Origin of the sequence: Pontimicrobium aquaticum (assembly GCF_005047595.1) — a bacterium.
GTDB lineage: Bacteria > Bacteroidota > Bacteroidia > Flavobacteriales > Flavobacteriaceae > Pontimicrobium > Pontimicrobium aquaticum.
Map to the genome: position 1 here is coordinate 329,240 of NZ_SUPL01000002.1, position 14,657 is coordinate 343,896.

The 14,657-nt window shown below is 34.7% G+C and carries 28 protein-coding genes; all 28 read left to right on the forward strand.

Translation table 11 applies throughout. From position 1 onward, the window contains the following. Nucleotides 1-2 precede the first annotated feature (2 nt). The 28 genes from fusA (at nucleotide 3) to rpsD (ending at nucleotide 14,623) form a co-directional block, all read left to right on the forward strand. Complete coding sequence (gene fusA, locus E5167_RS04295; protein WP_136841395.1) at nucleotides 3-2,129, forward strand: elongation factor G; 2,127 nt, start codon at nucleotides 3-5, stop codon at nucleotides 2,127-2,129. 11 nt (nucleotides 2,130-2,140) lie between these two features. Next, nucleotides 2,141-2,446: a 30S ribosomal protein S10 gene (gene rpsJ / locus E5167_RS04300; protein ID WP_007650482.1), complete on the forward strand. Its 306-nt coding sequence runs from the start codon at nucleotides 2,141-2,143 to the stop codon at nucleotides 2,444-2,446. A gap of 138 nt (nucleotides 2,447-2,584) precedes the next feature. After that, the gene (gene rplC, locus E5167_RS04305; protein WP_136841397.1) at nucleotides 2,585-3,202 is read left to right on the forward strand and encodes a 50S ribosomal protein L3; all 618 of its coding nucleotides are present in this window, start codon (nucleotides 2,585-2,587) and stop codon (nucleotides 3,200-3,202) included. After that, entirely contained in the window at nucleotides 3,202-3,831 is a 630-nt protein-coding gene (gene rplD / locus E5167_RS04310) for a 50S ribosomal protein L4 (protein WP_136841400.1), read from the forward strand. The genes rplC and rplD overlap by 1 nt, the downstream gene beginning before the upstream one ends. Before the next feature lie 7 nt (nucleotides 3,832-3,838). Continuing rightward, nucleotides 3,839-4,129 (forward strand): 50S ribosomal protein L23, encoded by a 291-nt coding sequence (gene rplW / locus E5167_RS04315; RefSeq protein ID WP_136841402.1) that lies wholly within the window; start codon nucleotides 3,839-3,841, stop codon nucleotides 4,127-4,129. A 13-nt stretch (nucleotides 4,130-4,142) separates the two neighbouring features. Beyond that, nucleotides 4,143-4,970, forward strand: coding sequence for a 50S ribosomal protein L2 (rplB, locus tag E5167_RS04320; protein WP_136841404.1), 828 nt, complete (start codon nucleotides 4,143-4,145; stop codon nucleotides 4,968-4,970). 6 nt (nucleotides 4,971-4,976) lie between these two features. Further along, on the forward strand, nucleotides 4,977-5,255 hold the full coding sequence (gene rpsS / locus E5167_RS04325) for a 30S ribosomal protein S19 (protein ID WP_136841406.1): 279 nt from the start codon (nucleotides 4,977-4,979) through the stop codon (nucleotides 5,253-5,255). 5 nt (nucleotides 5,256-5,260) lie between these two features. Then, a complete protein-coding gene (rplV, locus tag E5167_RS04330) occupies nucleotides 5,261-5,671 on the forward strand; it encodes a 50S ribosomal protein L22 (protein WP_136841408.1) in 411 nt (136 codons plus the stop codon). A 3-nt stretch (nucleotides 5,672-5,674) separates the two neighbouring features. Next, on the forward strand, nucleotides 5,675-6,391 hold the full coding sequence (rpsC, locus tag E5167_RS04335; RefSeq protein WP_136841410.1) for a 30S ribosomal protein S3: 717 nt from the start codon (nucleotides 5,675-5,677) through the stop codon (nucleotides 6,389-6,391). Between the two features lie 19 nt (nucleotides 6,392-6,410). Then, nucleotides 6,411-6,830: a 50S ribosomal protein L16 gene (gene rplP / locus E5167_RS04340; RefSeq protein ID WP_136841412.1), complete on the forward strand. Its 420-nt coding sequence runs from the start codon at nucleotides 6,411-6,413 to the stop codon at nucleotides 6,828-6,830. 12 nt (nucleotides 6,831-6,842) lie between these two features. Then, complete coding sequence (gene rpmC, locus E5167_RS04345) at nucleotides 6,843-7,034, forward strand: 50S ribosomal protein L29 (RefSeq protein WP_136841414.1); 192 nt, start codon at nucleotides 6,843-6,845, stop codon at nucleotides 7,032-7,034. A 17-nt stretch (nucleotides 7,035-7,051) separates the two neighbouring features. Then, the gene (gene rpsQ / locus E5167_RS04350) at nucleotides 7,052-7,309 is read left to right on the forward strand and encodes a 30S ribosomal protein S17 (RefSeq protein ID WP_136841416.1); all 258 of its coding nucleotides are present in this window, start codon (nucleotides 7,052-7,054) and stop codon (nucleotides 7,307-7,309) included. Between the two features lie 2 nt (nucleotides 7,310-7,311). Then, nucleotides 7,312-7,680, forward strand: a complete 369-nt coding sequence (gene rplN, locus E5167_RS04355; protein ID WP_117933755.1) for a 50S ribosomal protein L14 — start codon at nucleotides 7,312-7,314, stop codon at nucleotides 7,678-7,680. Between the two features lie 14 nt (nucleotides 7,681-7,694). After that, the gene (gene rplX / locus E5167_RS04360; RefSeq protein ID WP_136841418.1) at nucleotides 7,695-8,006 is read left to right on the forward strand and encodes a 50S ribosomal protein L24; all 312 of its coding nucleotides are present in this window, start codon (nucleotides 7,695-7,697) and stop codon (nucleotides 8,004-8,006) included. Between the two features lie 5 nt (nucleotides 8,007-8,011). Further along, complete coding sequence (gene rplE, locus E5167_RS04365; protein ID WP_136841420.1) at nucleotides 8,012-8,563, forward strand: 50S ribosomal protein L5; 552 nt, start codon at nucleotides 8,012-8,014, stop codon at nucleotides 8,561-8,563. A gap of 3 nt (nucleotides 8,564-8,566) precedes the next feature. Then, nucleotides 8,567-8,836, forward strand: coding sequence for a 30S ribosomal protein S14 (gene rpsN, locus E5167_RS04370; RefSeq protein WP_136841421.1), 270 nt, complete (start codon nucleotides 8,567-8,569; stop codon nucleotides 8,834-8,836). Between the two features lie 61 nt (nucleotides 8,837-8,897). Continuing rightward, complete coding sequence (gene rpsH / locus E5167_RS04375; RefSeq protein WP_136841423.1) at nucleotides 8,898-9,296, forward strand: 30S ribosomal protein S8; 399 nt, start codon at nucleotides 8,898-8,900, stop codon at nucleotides 9,294-9,296. A gap of 18 nt (nucleotides 9,297-9,314) precedes the next feature. Beyond that, nucleotides 9,315-9,857, forward strand: a complete 543-nt coding sequence (gene rplF, locus E5167_RS04380; RefSeq protein ID WP_136841425.1) for a 50S ribosomal protein L6 — start codon at nucleotides 9,315-9,317, stop codon at nucleotides 9,855-9,857. A 10-nt stretch (nucleotides 9,858-9,867) separates the two neighbouring features. Beyond that, entirely contained in the window at nucleotides 9,868-10,224 is a 357-nt protein-coding gene (gene rplR / locus E5167_RS04385; RefSeq protein ID WP_136841427.1) for a 50S ribosomal protein L18, read from the forward strand. 6 nt (nucleotides 10,225-10,230) lie between these two features. Continuing rightward, nucleotides 10,231-10,755, forward strand: coding sequence for a 30S ribosomal protein S5 (rpsE, locus tag E5167_RS04390; protein WP_136841428.1), 525 nt, complete (start codon nucleotides 10,231-10,233; stop codon nucleotides 10,753-10,755). Nucleotides 10,756-10,766: 11 nt separating this feature from the next. Then, nucleotides 10,767-10,946: a 50S ribosomal protein L30 gene (gene rpmD / locus E5167_RS04395; RefSeq protein WP_136841430.1), complete on the forward strand. Its 180-nt coding sequence runs from the start codon at nucleotides 10,767-10,769 to the stop codon at nucleotides 10,944-10,946. 14 nt (nucleotides 10,947-10,960) lie between these two features. Next, nucleotides 10,961-11,413 (forward strand): 50S ribosomal protein L15, encoded by a 453-nt coding sequence (gene rplO / locus E5167_RS04400; RefSeq protein ID WP_136841432.1) that lies wholly within the window; start codon nucleotides 10,961-10,963, stop codon nucleotides 11,411-11,413. A gap of 15 nt (nucleotides 11,414-11,428) precedes the next feature. Continuing rightward, complete coding sequence (gene secY / locus E5167_RS04405; RefSeq protein ID WP_136841434.1) at nucleotides 11,429-12,778, forward strand: preprotein translocase subunit SecY; 1,350 nt, start codon at nucleotides 11,429-11,431, stop codon at nucleotides 12,776-12,778. A 9-nt stretch (nucleotides 12,779-12,787) separates the two neighbouring features. Next, nucleotides 12,788-13,003 carry a translation initiation factor IF-1 gene (gene infA / locus E5167_RS04410; protein WP_007094967.1) on the forward strand — a complete coding sequence of 72 codons (216 nt, stop codon included), beginning with the start codon at nucleotides 12,788-12,790 and terminating at the stop codon, nucleotides 13,001-13,003. Between the two features lie 4 nt (nucleotides 13,004-13,007). Beyond that, entirely contained in the window at nucleotides 13,008-13,124 is a 117-nt protein-coding gene (gene ykgO / locus E5167_RS04415) for a type B 50S ribosomal protein L36 (RefSeq protein WP_013305171.1), read from the forward strand. A 2-nt stretch (nucleotides 13,125-13,126) separates the two neighbouring features. Beyond that, the gene (gene rpsM / locus E5167_RS04420) at nucleotides 13,127-13,501 is read left to right on the forward strand and encodes a 30S ribosomal protein S13 (protein WP_136841436.1); all 375 of its coding nucleotides are present in this window, start codon (nucleotides 13,127-13,129) and stop codon (nucleotides 13,499-13,501) included. Between the two features lie 10 nt (nucleotides 13,502-13,511). Continuing rightward, entirely contained in the window at nucleotides 13,512-13,895 is a 384-nt protein-coding gene (gene rpsK / locus E5167_RS04425) for a 30S ribosomal protein S11 (RefSeq protein ID WP_136841438.1), read from the forward strand. A gap of 122 nt (nucleotides 13,896-14,017) precedes the next feature. Continuing rightward, nucleotides 14,018-14,623 carry a 30S ribosomal protein S4 gene (gene rpsD, locus E5167_RS04430; RefSeq protein WP_136841440.1) on the forward strand — a complete coding sequence of 202 codons (606 nt, stop codon included), beginning with the start codon at nucleotides 14,018-14,020 and terminating at the stop codon, nucleotides 14,621-14,623. Nucleotides 14,624-14,657: the final 34 nt, after the last annotated feature.

The window sequence follows — 14,657 nt, forward strand, 5'->3', positions numbered from 1 at the left end:
ACATGGCAAGAGATTTAAAATATACAAGAAATATAGGTATTGCTGCGCATATTGATGCAGGAAAAACTACTACAACAGAGCGTGTTCTTTTTTATACAGGAGTATCTCATAAAATTGGAGAAGTTCATGATGGAGCTTCAACAATGGACTGGATGGAACAAGAAGCAGAAAGAGGTATTACAATTACTTCGGCTGCAACTACTTGTACTTGGAATTTTCCACTAGAAAACTCTGAACCAACTCCAGAAACAAAAGGATATCACTTCAATATTATTGATACTCCAGGTCACGTTGACTTTACGGTTGAAGTAAATCGTTCGTTACGAGTATTAGATGGTTTAGTGTTCTTGTTTAGTGCAGTTGATGGTGTAGAGCCACAATCTGAAACTAACTGGAGGTTAGCTGATAATTATAAAGTGCCACGTATTGGTTTTGTTAACAAAATGGATCGTCAAGGATCTAACTTTTTAGGTGTTTGTCAACAAGTAAAAGATATGTTAAAGTCTAACGCAGTGCCAATTGTATTGAATATTGGTGATGAAGCAGACTTTAAAGGTATTGTAGATTTAGTTAAGAACAGAGCTATCATATGGCATGAAGATAACTACGGATCTACTTTTGATGTTGTTGAAATTCCTGAAGAATTAAAAGAAGAAGCTAAAAAATATAGAGCATTATTAATAGAAGAGGTAGCTACGTATGATGAGAACTTATTAGAAAAGTTCATGGAAGATGAAGATTCTATTACAGAAGAAGAAGTGCATGCAGCACTTAGAGCAGCTGTAATGGATATGGCAATTATCCCAATGGTGTGCGGTTCTGCATTTAAAAATAAAGGGGTACAGTTCTTGTTAGATGCTGTATGTCGATATTTGCCATCACCTTTAGATAGAGATAATATTGTAGGTACAAACCCTGATTCAGGCGAAGAAGAAACACGTAAGCCAGATGCTAAGGCACCATTTGCTGCATTAGCATTTAAAATTGCAACCGATCCTTTTGTAGGTCGTTTAGCATTTTTCCGTGCTTATTCTGGTCGCTTAGATGCAGGATCGTACGTGTTGAACAATCGTTCAGGTAAAAAAGAACGTATTTCTCGTATCTATCAAATGCACTCTAACAAACAAAATGCTATCGATTATATCGAAGCAGGAGATATTGGAGCAGCTGTAGGATTTAAAGATATTAAAACAGGTGATACACTTTCTGATGAAAAGCACCCAATTGTTTTAGAATCTATGGACTTCCCAGATCCAGTAATTGGTATCGCAGTAGAGCCTAAAACTAAAGCTGATGTAGATAAATTAGGTATGGCTTTAGGTAAATTAGCTGAAGAAGATCCAACATTTACAGTTAGAACAGATGAAGCATCAGGACAGACAATTATTTCTGGAATGGGAGAGCTTCACTTAGATATTATTGTTGATCGTTTAAAGCGTGAATTCAAAGTTGAAGTTAACGAGGGTCAACCTCAAGTTGAGTATAAAGAAGCTATTACAAGATCAGCAGATCATAGAGAGGTTTACAAGAAACAATCAGGTGGTCGTGGTAAATTCGCAGATATTGTGTTTACAATTGAGCCAGCTGAAGAAGGTAAATCAGGATTAGAGTTTGAATCTGTAATTAAAGGCGGTAACGTTCCTAAAGAATTTATCCCTTCAGTAGAAAAAGGATTTAAACAAGCAATGATTAATGGTCCATTAGCTGGATACGAAATAGATGCTTTAAAGGTGACTTTAAAGGATGGTTCTTATCACGATGTGGATTCGGATCAATTATCGTTCGAATTAGCTGCTAAGTTAGGGTTTAAAGCTGCTGCAAAAGCTGCTGGAGCTGTAATTATGGAGCCAATCATGAAATTAGAAGTGTTAACTCCTGAAGAAAACATGGGAGATATTGTAGGAGACCTTAACCGTCGTCGTGGTCAAGTTAATGACATGGGTGATAGAGCAGGATCTAAAGTTGTTAAGGCAAATGTGCCATTATCAGAAATGTTTGGTTATGTAACATCGTTACGTACACTATCGTCTGGTAGAGCAACATCTACTATGGAATTTTCACATTACGCTGAAACACCTTCGAACATATCTGAAGAAGTGATTAAAGCAGCAAAAGGAGTTGAAGCTTAAATTTTAAGAAAATGAGTCAAAAAATTAGAATAAAATTAAAATCATACGATCACAATTTAGTAGATAAATCTGCTGATAAGATTGTTAAAACAGTAAAAAGTACTGGAGCTGTAGTAACGGGACCAATTCCATTGCCAACTCATAAAAAGATTTTCACTGTATTGCGTTCACCTCACGTGAACAAGAAGTCGAGAGAGCAATTTCAATTAAGCTCTTACAAGAGATTATTAGATATCTATAGCTCGTCTTCAAAAACAATTGATGCCTTAATGAAACTTGAATTGCCAAGTGGAGTTGAAGTAGAGATCAAAGTGTGATAATACATTGAAAGCTTTGCTTTCAATACATGTCCTGAGCTGCGAGCAAAGGAAAAACGGTAAAAATACAATTCAAGGTCGAATGTATTTTCGGCCTTGAATTTTAAATAACAAATAGTAATAATTAAATTAATAAATATGTCTGGGTTAATTGGAAAAAAAATCGGAATGACCAGCATCTTTGATGAAAACGGGAAGAATATTCCTTGTACAGTAATCGAAGCTGGACCATGCGTTGTTACCCAAGTCAGAACTGAGGAAGTTGACGGCTATGAAGCCCTTCAACTTGGTTTCGATGACAAGACAGAGAAAAGTGCTACTAAAGCTGAATTAGGTCATGCTAAAAAAGCTGGTGCTTCTGTTAAAAGAAAAGTCGCGGAATTTCAAGGTTTTGATGAGGAGTACAAATTAGGTGATACAATCACTGTAGAGCACTTCGCTGAAGGCGAATTTGTTGATGTTGCTGGAACATCAAAAGGAAAAGGATTTCAAGGTGTTGTTAAAAGACACGGTTTTGGTGGTGTAGGTCAAGCTACTCACGGTCAACATAACCGTTTAAGAGCACCAGGGTCTATTGGAGCTGCTTCATATCCTGCACGCGTTTTCAAAGGAATGAAAATGGCAGGACGAATGGGAGGAGAGAAAGTTAAAGTTCAAAATTTAAGAGTTTTAAAAGTAGTTGCAGATAAAAATCTACTTGTTGTAAAAGGATGCGTTCCTGGACACAAAAACGCTTATGTAACAATTCAGAAGTAATGAAGGTAGCAGTTTTAGATATAAACGGAAAAGACACAGGAAGAAAGGTTGACCTTTCAAAAAATGTGTTTGCTATAGAGCCTAATAATCATGCTGTTTACTTAGATGTTAAGCAATATCTTGCAAACCAACGTCAAGGAACACATAAGGCAAAAGAAAGAGCAGAAATCACTGGAAGTACACGTAAAATTAAAAAGCAGAAAGGTACAGGTACAGCAAGAGCTGGTAGTATCAAGTCTGGTATTTTTAAAGGTGGTGGACGTATGTTTGGTCCAAGACCAAGAAACTATAGTTTCAAATTAAACAAAAATGTGAAGCGTTTAGCTCGTAAATCAGCCTTATCAATTAAAGCTGGAGAGAAAGCAATTACAGTTTTAGAAGACTTCAATTTTGATGCTCCTAAAACTAAAAACTTCACAGCAGTATTAAAGGCTTTAGACCTAGAAAACAAAAAATCTTTGTTTGTGTTGGGTGCGTCAAATAATAATGTATATTTGTCGTCACGCAATTTAAAAGGGTCTGAAGTTATAAATAGCTCAGAATTAAGTACTTACAAGATTTTAAATGCAAGTCAAGTAGTGCTTTTAGAAAGCTCTTTAGAAGGAATTGAATCGAATTTAAGTAAATAAGAAAACCATGAGTATCTTAATTAAACCGATAATCACAGAAAAGGCAACAAACGATAGCGAATTAAATAACCGCTACACTTTTCAAGTGAACAAAAAGGCGAACAAGGTAGAAATCAAAAAAGCAGTGGAAGCTGTTTATGGTGTTTCTGTTGAAAAAGTTCGTACTATAAATGTCCGTCCAGATAGAAAAACTAAGTTCACAAAAACTGGTGTTCAACATGGTAAAACAAATGCTGTTAAAAAAGCAATTGTACAACTGGCGGAAGGTGAGACGATTGATTTATACGCTAATATGTAATTAGACAAAAAAAATGTCAGTAAGAAAATTAAAACCAATCACACCAGGACAGCGATTTAGAGTGGTAAATGGATTTGACGCCATTACTACTGATAAGCCGGAGAAAAGTTTATTAGCTCCGAAAAAACGTTCAGGTGGTAGAAACAGTCAAGGAAAAATGACCATGCGCTACAAAGGTGGAGGTCATAAGAAAAGGTATCGTATTATCGATTTTAAACGTAACAAAGCAGGGATTCCAGCACAGGTTGCGTCTATTGAATACGATCCAAACAGAACTGCGTTTATCGCATTATTGAATTATCAAGATGGTGAAAAACGTTATGTTATTGCTCAAAACGGACTTCAAGTAGGGCAAAACATTGTGTCTGGTGAAAGTGGAGTTGCTCCAGAAATTGGAAACGCAATGCCATTAAGAGAAATACCTTTAGGAACAATCATTTCATGTATAGAGTTACGTCCAGGTCAAGGAGCTGTTATGGCTCGTAGTGCTGGAGCTTTTGCTCAATTAATGGCAAGAGATGGAAAATTTGCAACAGTAAAGTTACCATCAGGAGAAACAAGGTTAATTCTTGCAAACTGTATGGCAACGATTGGTGTTGTATCTAATTCAGATCATCAATTACTAGTATCTGGTAAAGCAGGTAGATCTAGATGGTTAGGACGTCGTCCAAGAACAAGACCAGTAGTAATGAACCCTGTTGATCATCCAATGGGTGGTGGTGAAGGTAAGTCTTCTGGTGGTCATCCACGTTCTAGAAACGGTATTCCGGCTAAAGGTTATAGAACACGTTCTAAAACAAAAGCGAGTAATAAATATATTGTAGAACGTAGAAAGAAATAATAAGACATGGCAAGATCATTAAAAAAAGGACCTTACGTTCATTATAAATTAGAAAAGAAAGTAGCTGCAAATATTGAAGCTAACAAAAAATCGGTTATCAAAACTTGGTCAAGAGCAAGTATGATTACTCCAGATTTTGTTGGACAAACAATTGCAGTGCACAATGGCAAACAATTTGTTCCAGTATATGTTACTGAAAACATGGTAGGTCATAAATTAGGAGAATTTTCACCAACAAGATCATTTAGAGGTCATGCAGGTGCTAAAAATAAAGGTAAAAAATAAGAGCTATGGGAAGTCGTAAAAAACAAATGGCAGACGCTATTAAAGCTGAGAAAAAGCAAGTTGCTTTTGCAAAGCTTAATAACTGTCCTACGTCACCAAGAAAAATGCGCTTAGTAGCCGATTTAGTAAGAGGTGAAAAGGTTGAAAAAGCACTTAATATTTTAAGATTCAGTCAAAAAGAAGCATCAAGACGTTTAGAAAAATTGTTATTGTCTGCAGTTGCAAACTGGCAAGCTAAAAACGAAGATGCTGATGTTGAAGAAGCTGAATTATTTGTAAAAGAGATTAGAGTTGATGGGGGATCTATGTTAAAAAGATTGCGTCCAGCACCTCAAGGTCGTGCACACAGAATTAGAAAAAGATCTAACCACGTAACACTCGTGCTTGGAGCTAATAATAACACACAAAGCAATTAATAAATGGGACAAAAGACAAATCCAATAGGAAATCGCCTTGGAATTATCAGAGGATGGGAATCTAACTGGTATGGAGGAAATGATTACGGAGATAAACTTGCTGAAGATGATAAAATCAGAAAGTATGTTTATGCGCGTTTATCAAAAGCTAGTGTGTCGAGAGTAATCATCGAAAGAACTCTTAAACTTGTAACCGTTACTATCACTACTGCTAGACCAGGTATTATTATCGGTAAAGGCGGACAAGAGGTAGACAAGTTAAAAGAAGAACTTAAAAAGATTACAGGTAAAGAAGTTCAATTGAACATCTTTGAAATTAAACGTCCAGAATTAGATGCTTATTTAGTAGCGTCAAGTGTTGCTCGTCAAATTGAAAACCGTATTTCATACAAACGTGCAATAAAAATGGCTATCGCTGCTGCAATGCGTATGAACGCTGAAGGCATTAAAATTCAAATTAGCGGTCGTTTAAATGGTGCCGAAATGGCACGTAGTGAACACTACAAAGATGGAAGAATTCCTTTATCAACATTTAGAGCCGATATAGATTATGCTTTAGTAGAAGCTCATACTACTTATGGTAGATTGGGTATTAAAGTATGGATCATGAAAGGCGAAGTATATGGTAAAAGAGAACTTTCTCCGCTTGTTGGTTTATCTAAGAAGCAAGGAAAAGGTGGACGTGGTGGAAACAAAGGAAATCAACGTCGTAGAAAGTAATTTTTTAAACTAAAGAAAAATGTTACAACCAAAAAGAACAAAATTTCGTAAGCAGCAAAAAGGCCGCATGAAAGGAAACTCTGGAAGAGGTCATATGCTTTCATACGGAATGTTTGGTATAAAATCGTTAGACTCGAAGTTTATTACTTCTCGTCAAATTGAAGCAGCACGTATTGCCGCTACACGTTACATGAAAAGAGAAGGGCAGTTATGGATTAAAATATTTCCAGACAAGCCTATTACAAAGAAGCCTCTTGAAGTACGTATGGGTAAAGGTAAAGGTGCCGTTGAATATTGGGCAGCTGTTGTTAAACCAGGAAGAGTTTTATTTGAAGTTGGAGGTGTGCCATTAGACGTTGCAAAAGAAGCATTACGTTTAGCAGCACAAAAACTTCCAGTTAAAACTAAGTTTATTATCGCTAGAGATTACGAAGCTTAATTTATTGATATTATGAAACAATCAGAAATTAAAGAACTATCTACTGCTGAGTTACAAGAAAAACTTAGTGAAACTAAAAAGAGTTATACTGACCTAAAATTGGCTCATGCTATATCTCCTCTTGAAAACCCAATCCAATTGCGTACAGTAAGACGTAACGTAGCAAGATTGGCAACAGAGTTAACTAAAAGAGAAGTACAATAATTGTATTCGGCTTAAAGATGGAAAAAAGAAATTTAAGAAAAGAACGTATAGGAGTTGTTACTAGTAACAAAATGATGAAATCAATCGTGGTTTCTGAAGTTAAAAAAGTAAAACACCCTATGTATGGAAAGTTCGTATTGAAAACGAAAAAATACGTTGCACACGACGAACAAAACGACTGTAACGAAGGAGATACGGTAAGGATCATGGAAACAAGACCTTTAAGTAAATCTAAGTGTTGGAGATTAGTAGAAATAATTGAAAGAGCGAAGTAATTATGGTACAACAAGAATCAAGATTAAAAGTAGCTGATAACACTGGGGCAAAAGAAGTATTAACAATACGTGTTCTAGGTGGTACAAAAAGAAGATACGCTTCTGTTGGTGACAAAATAGTTGTTACTGTTAAAGATGCTACTCCTAATGGAAACATTAAGAAAGGAGCAGTGTCAACAGCAGTTGTTGTGCGTACTGTAAAAGAAGTTAGAAGACCAGATGGCTCATACATTCGTTTCGACGATAATGCATGTGTCCTTTTAAATCCTACGGGAGAAATGAGAGGAACACGTGTTTTTGGACCAGTTGCAAGAGAACTTCGTGATAAACAATTCATGAAAATTGTATCATTAGCACCAGAGGTGCTTTAATGTAAAATATTACAATGGGAAAGCTTAAAATAAAATCAGGAGATACAGTAAAAGTAATTGCTGGAGATCATAAAGGATCAGAAGGGAAAGTACTTAAGGTATTAACCGATAAGAATAAAGCGATAGTAGAAGGTGTAAATATGATTAAAAAGCATATGAAACCTAATGCTCAAAATCCTCAAGGAGGAATCGTAGAAAAAGAAGCATCTATTCAAATATCTAACCTATCATTATTAACATCTAATGGTGAAGCAACAAGAGTTGGATACAGAATGGAAGGCGATAAGAAAGTAAGATTTGCTAAAAAATCTAATGAAGTAATTTAATGGTTATGGCTTATATTCCAAGATTAAAACAAGAGTACAAAGACAAAGTAATGTCTGCTCTTACAGAAGAATTCGGGTATAAAAATGTAATGCAAGTGCCTAAGCTAACTAAGATAGTTATATCTAGAGGAGTTGGTGGAGCAGTTGCAGATAAAAAGTTAATAGATTATGCTATTGATGAAATTACAAAAATATCTGGACAAAAAGCAGTAGCAACCATTTCTAAAAAGGATGTTGCATCATTCAAGCTACGTAAAGGTATGCCAATTGGTGTAAAAGTTACTTTAAGAGGTGAGCAAATGTATGAGTTTTTAGACCGTTTAGTAACGTCATCATTACCACGTGTAAGAGACTTTAACGGTATAAAAGCTAACGGATTTGATGGTAGAGGTAATTACAATTTAGGAATTACCGAACAAATTATATTCCCTGAAATAGATATCGATAAGGTAAACAAAATTTCAGGTATGGATATTACATTTGTAACAACTGCTGAAACCGATAAAGAAGCAAAATCATTATTAACAGAACTAGGATTACCTTTTAAAAAGAACTAAGTTATGGCTAAAGAATCAATGAAAGCCCGCGAGGTAAAAAGAGCAAAAACAGTAGCTAAATATGCAGCTAAACGCAAAGCTTTAAAAGAAGCTGGAGATTATGAAGCATTACAAAAGTTACCAAAAAATGCATCTCCAATTCGCATGCATAACAGATGTAAATTAACAGGAAGACCTAAAGGTTATATGAGAACATTTGGAATTTCTCGTGTTATGTTTAGAGAAATGGCTAACAAAGGGTTAATTCCAGGAGTTAAAAAAGCAAGTTGGTAAAATTATAAATTGATTAAAGGTTTAACTAAAGTTAAAAACCATAATCGCAAATTAATAAATTATGTATACAGATCCAGTAGCGGATTATTTAACAAGAATTAGAAATGCGGTAGCTGCCAACCACAGAGTGGTAGAAATACCAGCATCTAATTTGAAAAAAGAAATGACTAAAATATTATTCGATCAAGGATACATTTTAAGTTATAAGTTCGACGATTCTACTGTACAAGGCACTATTAAAATAGCCCTTAAGTACACAAAGGATACAAAAGAACCTGTAATTAAGAAAATCCAAAGAATAAGTAAACCAGGTTTACGTAAGTACGCAAGCTCAAAAGAGTTGCCACGTATTCTTAATGGTCTTGGAATTGCCATTGTTTCTACTTCTCATGGAGTAATGACAGGTAAACAAGCACAAAGAGAAAACGTTGGTGGAGAAGTACTTTGTTACGTATACTAATTTAAAAGCCGAAAAGAAATGTCAAGAATAGGAAATAATCCAGTAGCCATTCCAGAAGGCGTAACAGTTGATATTAAAGAAAATGTCGTGACTGTTAAAGGTAAATTAGGAGAATTAACTCAAAATTTTGATTCTGTTGGAATTAAAGTTGAAGATGGAAATGTGTTAGTAACACGTTCTTCTGATTCTAAAGATCAAAAAGCAAAACATGGTCTATACAGATCATTAATGCATAATATGATTGAAGGTGTATCTAAAGGATGGACTAAAGAATTAGAGTTAGTTGGAGTAGGATATAGAGCAAGTAATCAAGGTCAAAAACTAGATTTAGCTTTAGGTTTTTCTCATAACATTGTATTAGACGTTGCTCCAGAGATCAAGGTTGAAACAATTTCAGAAAAAGGGAAAAACCCTATCGTTAAATTAACATCTCACGATAAACAACTAGTTGGACAAGTAGCTGCGAAAATTCGCGGATTTAGAAAGCCAGAACCTTACAAAGGAAAAGGTATCAAGTTTGTTGGTGAAGAATTAAGAAGAAAAGCAGGTAAATCAGCTTAAAAAATTAGTTATGGCATTATCAAAAAAAGATAGAAGACAAAGAATAAAAAACAGAATCCGTAAGGTTGTTTCTGGTACAGAAGCTAGACCAAGATTATCTGTTTTTAGAAGTAATAAAGAAATTTATGCTCAAATAGTTGATGACGTAACTGGTAAAACTGTTGCAGCTGCATCTTCAAGAGATAAAGATATTAGTTCTGCAAAAGGAACAAAAACAGAACGTGCTGCTTTAGTAGGTAAAAGTATTGCTGAAAAAGCTTTAAAAGCTGGTGTAGAAACAATCTCTTTTGATAGAGGTGGGTATTTATACCATGGTAGAGTAAAATCATTAGCCGAAGGAGCTAGAGAAGCAGGACTTAAATTCTAAGAAATTATGTATCAGAAATACAAAAGCGCAGAGTTAGTAAAACCAAGTGGATTAGATCTTAAAGATCGTTTAGTTGGTGTACAAAGAGTTACAAAAGTAACTAAAGGTGGTAGAGCATTTGGTTTTTCAGCAATCGTAGTAGTTGGTGACGAAGCAGGTGTTGTAGGACACGGTTTAGGAAAATCTAAAGACGTTGCTAGTGCAATTGCAAAAGCCGTTGAAGATGCTAAGAAAAACTTAGTTAGAATTCCTATTATTAAAGGAACATTACCTCACGAACAAAAAGGTAAATTTGGTGGAGCAAGAGTAAATATTATTCCTGCAGCACCTGGTACTGGAGTTATTGCTGGTGGAGCTGTACGTACAGTTTTAGAAGCAGTAGGAGTTCATGATGTATTATCTAAATCTCAAGGTTCTTCAAACCCTCATAATGTAGTAAAAGCAACATTTGATGCTTTATTACAATTAAGAGATGCTAGAACTATTGCTAAGAATAGAGGAATTTCTTTAGAAAAAGTTTTTAACGGATAATTAAGGATATCATGGCAAAAATTAAAGTAACAAAACAAAAAAGTGCGATCAATCGTACTAAAAGACAAAAGTTAACATTAGAAGCTTTAGGTCTTAAAAAGATTGGTCAAACTGTAGAACACGATGCCACACCAAATATCCTTGGTATGGTTAATAAAGTTAAACATTTAGTTTCTGTAGAAGAAGCTTAAAAATATAAACTGAAATGGATTTAAGTAATTTAAAACCTGCAGAAGGTTCAGTTAACAATAATGCTAAACGCGTTGGTCGCGGTCAAGGTTCTGGAAAAGGTGGCACAGCAACAAGAGGTCATAAAGGAGCAAAATCTCGTTCTGGTTATTCTAGAAAATTAGGTTTTGAAGGTGGGCAAATGCCACTTCAAAGACGTGTACCAAAGTTTGGTTTTACTAACATTAATCGTAAAGAATATCAAGGTATCAACCTAGATACTTTACAACAAATGGTTGACGATAAGAAAATAAAAGATACAGTAGATTTAGATACAATATTGGCATTCCGTTTAGCTGGTAAAAACGACCTAGTTAAAATTTTAGGAAGAGGCGAACTAAAAGCTAAATTAAAAGTATCTGCTCATAAATTTACTGCTTCAGCAAAAGCTGCTATTGAAGCTGCTGGAGGAGAAGCTGTAACTTTATAATAAGACCCAACAACAATGAAATTAATAGAGACTTTAAAAAATGTTTGGAAAATAACGGAACTAAAAGACAGAATCATTCTTACTATAGGAATGCTTTTAGTTTATCGTTTTGGAGCACAAGTTGTTCTTCCTGGTATTGACGCTAGTAAGTTAGGTGTTTTAGGTGATAACACAGATAGTGGACTTTTAGGTTTACTTAATGCCTTTACAGGTGGTGCTTTTGCAAACGCATCAGTTTTTGCTTTAGGTATTATGCCTTATATCTCAGCTTCTATTGTTGTACAGTTAATGGGAATAGCAATTCCTTATTTACAAAAACTACAAAAAGAAGGTGCTAGTGGTCAAAAGAAAATTACGCAAATAACGCGTTGGTTAACCATTGCAATATGTATGGTTCAAGCACCTGGTTATTTAGTAAGTTTACCATCATTAGGAATTCCACAAGAAGCATTTTTATTAGGTCAAGGAGGATTATTCTATTTCTCATCAATAGTAATTTTAGTAACAGGTTGTATTTTTGCAATGTGGCTAGGTGAAAAAATTACTGATAAGGGAATTGGTAACGGTATCTCAATATTAATTATGGTAGGTATTATTGCTACATTACCTCAATCATTCATTCAAGAATATGCAGCAAGAGTTACTGAATCTAATGGAGGATTAATTATGATTCTTATTGAATTAGTAATTTGGTTTGTAATAATTTTAGCATCGGTTATGTTGGTGATGGCAGTACGTAAAATTGCTGTTCAATATGCTAGACGCACGCAATCTGGTGGTTATGAGAAAAACGTATTTGGATCTAGACAATATATTCCGTTAAAATTAAATGCATCAGGAGTAATGCCAATTATTTTTGCGCAAGCCATTATGTTTGTACCTGGATTAATTGGAGGAATGGATTTTATGAAAGATTCTAATGTTGGACAATGGTTACAAGCACAGTTCTCAGATATTTTTGGATTATGGTACAATATTGTATTTGCATTATTAATTATCATATTTACGTATTTCTATACGGCAATTACAGTACCAACAAATAAAATGGCTGATGATTTAAAACGTAGTGGTGGTTTTATTCCAGGAATTCGTCCAGGAACTGAAACATCAGAATACCTAGACAAAATAATGTCGCAAATAACATTACCAGGTTCTATATTCTTAGCATTAATTGCGGTGTTCCCTGCATTTATTGTAAAGCTAATGAATGTACAACAAGGATGGGCATTATTTTTTGGTGGAACATCACTATTAATTATGGTTGGAGTTGCAATCGATACGATGCAACAAGTTAATTCATACTTGTTGAATAAACACTATGATGGCTTGATGAAGACAGGTAAAAATAGAAAAGCGACAGCTTAATATATAACAATGGCAAAACAAGCAGCAATAGAGCAAGACGGAACAATAATAGAAGCATTATCAAATGCTATGTTTCGTGTGGAATTAGAAAACGGTCACATTGTGACAGCACATATTTCTGGTAAAATGCGTATGCATTATATAAAACTATTACCAGGAGACAAAGTGAAATTAGAAATGAGCCCTTACGATTTAACTAAGGCTCGCATAACTTATAGATACTAATACGATGAAAGTAAGAGCATCAGTTAAAAAAAGAAGCGCAGATTGTAAAATCGTACGCAGAAAAGGAAGACTTTACGTAATCAACAAAAAGAATCCTAGATTCAAACAAAGACAAGGTTAATTATGGCTAGAATTGCAGGTGTAGACATACCAAAACACAAAAGAGGTGTAATCTCTTTAACTTATATCTACGGAGTAGGTAGAAGTAGAGCAAAAGAAATATTAGCTACTGCTAAAGTAGATGAAAGTACAAAAGTATCAGATTGGACTGACGATGAAATCAGTAACATTCGTGAGGCTGTTGGGACTTTTAAAATTGAAGGAGAGTTACGTTCTGAAACGCAATTAAACATTAAGCGATTAATGGATATTGGATGTTACAGAGGTATTCGTCATAGAGCTGGTCTTCCTTTAAGAGGGCAACGCACTAAGAACAACTCTAGAACAAGAAAAGGTAGAAGAAAAACAGTTGCTAACAAGAAAAAAGTAACTAAATAATAAGTAGGAAATGGCAAAGTCAAGCACTAAAAAACGTAAAGTTATAGTAGAAGCTACTGGAGAAGCACATATTACGGCTTCTTTTAACAACATTATCATTTCTCTTACCAACAAAAAAGGTGACGTTATTGCATGGTCATCAGCTGGTAAAATGGGATTTAGAGGATCTAAAAAAAATACTCCTTATGCTGCACAATTAGCAGCTGAAGATGCTTTAAACGTAGCTAAAGAAGCTGGTTTAAAGAAAGTAAAGGTGTATGTTAAAGGTCCAGGTAATGGTAGAGAATCTGCTATTAGATCTATTCATAATGGTGGTATTGAAGTAACCGAAATTATCGATGTTACTCCAACACCTCACAATGGATGCAGACCTCCAAAGCGTAGAAGAGTTTAATCTGATTATTTCAGATTCTTTAAAATAGAAATTAAAAAAACAAGTATCAACGGAGAGATCTACGATTATCGAAGGATAAGATTAAGACCTTAATTCATAATCACTCTCATAACAAATTAAAAATGGCAAGATATACTGGTCCTAAAACTAAAATAGCACGTAAATTCGGAGAAGCTATTTTTGGAGAAGATAAATCTTTTGAAAAAAGAAATTACCCTCCAGGTCAACACGGAAACAATAGAAGACGTGGAAAAAAATCTGAATATGCAATCCAATTAATGGAGAAGCAAAAAGCAAAATACACTTACGGTATTTTAGAGCGTCAATTTAGAAACATGTTTAAAAAGGCAACAGCAGCTCCTGGAATTACAGGTGAGGTATTGTTACAGTTATGTGAATCTAGATTAGATAACGTAGTGTTTAGAATGGGATTATCTCGTTCTAGAAGAGGAGCAAGACAATTGGTTTCTCATAGACACGTTACTGTAAATGGTAATATCGTAAACATTCCTTCTTATCAATTAAAAGCTGGAGATGTAGTAGCTGTTAGAGAAAAATCTAAATCTTTAGAAGCTATTGATAATGCATTAAATGCATCATCAAGTGTTTACGAATGGATTACATGGAATAACGATACTAAATCAGGAACATTTGTTTCAGTTCCAGAGAGAATTCAAATTCCAGAAAACATCAACGAGCAATTCATCGTCGAATTATATTCTAAATAATAAATTAATCATATTGGTATTTGGCCAAAGGGTT

Bases quoted from the DNA above. Each gene is read 5' to 3' on its own strand.
- fusA (WP_136841395.1), top strand. From the start codon at position 3: ATGGCAAGAGATTTAAAATATACAAGAAATATAGGTATTGCTGCGCAT.
- rpsJ (WP_007650482.1), top strand. From the start codon at position 2,141: ATGAGTCAAAAAATTAGAATAAAATTAAAATCATACGATCACAATTTA.
- rplC (WP_136841397.1), top strand. From the start codon at position 2,585: ATGTCTGGGTTAATTGGAAAAAAAATCGGAATGACCAGCATCTTTGAT.
- rplD (WP_136841400.1), top strand. From the start codon at position 3,202: ATGAAGGTAGCAGTTTTAGATATAAACGGAAAAGACACAGGAAGAAAG.
- rplW (WP_136841402.1), top strand. From the start codon at position 3,839: ATGAGTATCTTAATTAAACCGATAATCACAGAAAAGGCAACAAACGAT.
- rplB (WP_136841404.1), top strand. From the start codon at position 4,143: ATGTCAGTAAGAAAATTAAAACCAATCACACCAGGACAGCGATTTAGA.
- rpsS (WP_136841406.1), top strand. From the start codon at position 4,977: ATGGCAAGATCATTAAAAAAAGGACCTTACGTTCATTATAAATTAGAA.
- rplV (WP_136841408.1), top strand. From the start codon at position 5,261: ATGGGAAGTCGTAAAAAACAAATGGCAGACGCTATTAAAGCTGAGAAA.
- rpsC (WP_136841410.1), top strand. From the start codon at position 5,675: ATGGGACAAAAGACAAATCCAATAGGAAATCGCCTTGGAATTATCAGA.
- rplP (WP_136841412.1), top strand. From the start codon at position 6,411: ATGTTACAACCAAAAAGAACAAAATTTCGTAAGCAGCAAAAAGGCCGC.
- rpmC (WP_136841414.1), top strand. From the start codon at position 6,843: ATGAAACAATCAGAAATTAAAGAACTATCTACTGCTGAGTTACAAGAA.
- rpsQ (WP_136841416.1), top strand. From the start codon at position 7,052: ATGGAAAAAAGAAATTTAAGAAAAGAACGTATAGGAGTTGTTACTAGT.
- rplN (WP_117933755.1), top strand. From the start codon at position 7,312: ATGGTACAACAAGAATCAAGATTAAAAGTAGCTGATAACACTGGGGCA.
- rplX (WP_136841418.1), top strand. From the start codon at position 7,695: ATGGGAAAGCTTAAAATAAAATCAGGAGATACAGTAAAAGTAATTGCT.
- rplE (WP_136841420.1), top strand. From the start codon at position 8,012: ATGGCTTATATTCCAAGATTAAAACAAGAGTACAAAGACAAAGTAATG.
- rpsN (WP_136841421.1), top strand. From the start codon at position 8,567: ATGGCTAAAGAATCAATGAAAGCCCGCGAGGTAAAAAGAGCAAAAACA.
- rpsH (WP_136841423.1), top strand. From the start codon at position 8,898: ATGTATACAGATCCAGTAGCGGATTATTTAACAAGAATTAGAAATGCG.
- rplF (WP_136841425.1), top strand. From the start codon at position 9,315: ATGTCAAGAATAGGAAATAATCCAGTAGCCATTCCAGAAGGCGTAACA.
- rplR (WP_136841427.1), top strand. From the start codon at position 9,868: ATGGCATTATCAAAAAAAGATAGAAGACAAAGAATAAAAAACAGAATC.
- rpsE (WP_136841428.1), top strand. From the start codon at position 10,231: ATGTATCAGAAATACAAAAGCGCAGAGTTAGTAAAACCAAGTGGATTA.
- rpmD (WP_136841430.1), top strand. From the start codon at position 10,767: ATGGCAAAAATTAAAGTAACAAAACAAAAAAGTGCGATCAATCGTACT.
- rplO (WP_136841432.1), top strand. From the start codon at position 10,961: ATGGATTTAAGTAATTTAAAACCTGCAGAAGGTTCAGTTAACAATAAT.
- secY (WP_136841434.1), top strand. From the start codon at position 11,429: ATGAAATTAATAGAGACTTTAAAAAATGTTTGGAAAATAACGGAACTA.
- infA (WP_007094967.1), top strand. From the start codon at position 12,788: ATGGCAAAACAAGCAGCAATAGAGCAAGACGGAACAATAATAGAAGCA.
- ykgO (WP_013305171.1), top strand. From the start codon at position 13,008: ATGAAAGTAAGAGCATCAGTTAAAAAAAGAAGCGCAGATTGTAAAATC.
- rpsM (WP_136841436.1), top strand. From the start codon at position 13,127: ATGGCTAGAATTGCAGGTGTAGACATACCAAAACACAAAAGAGGTGTA.
- rpsK (WP_136841438.1), top strand. From the start codon at position 13,512: ATGGCAAAGTCAAGCACTAAAAAACGTAAAGTTATAGTAGAAGCTACT.
- rpsD (WP_136841440.1), top strand. From the start codon at position 14,018: ATGGCAAGATATACTGGTCCTAAAACTAAAATAGCACGTAAATTCGGA.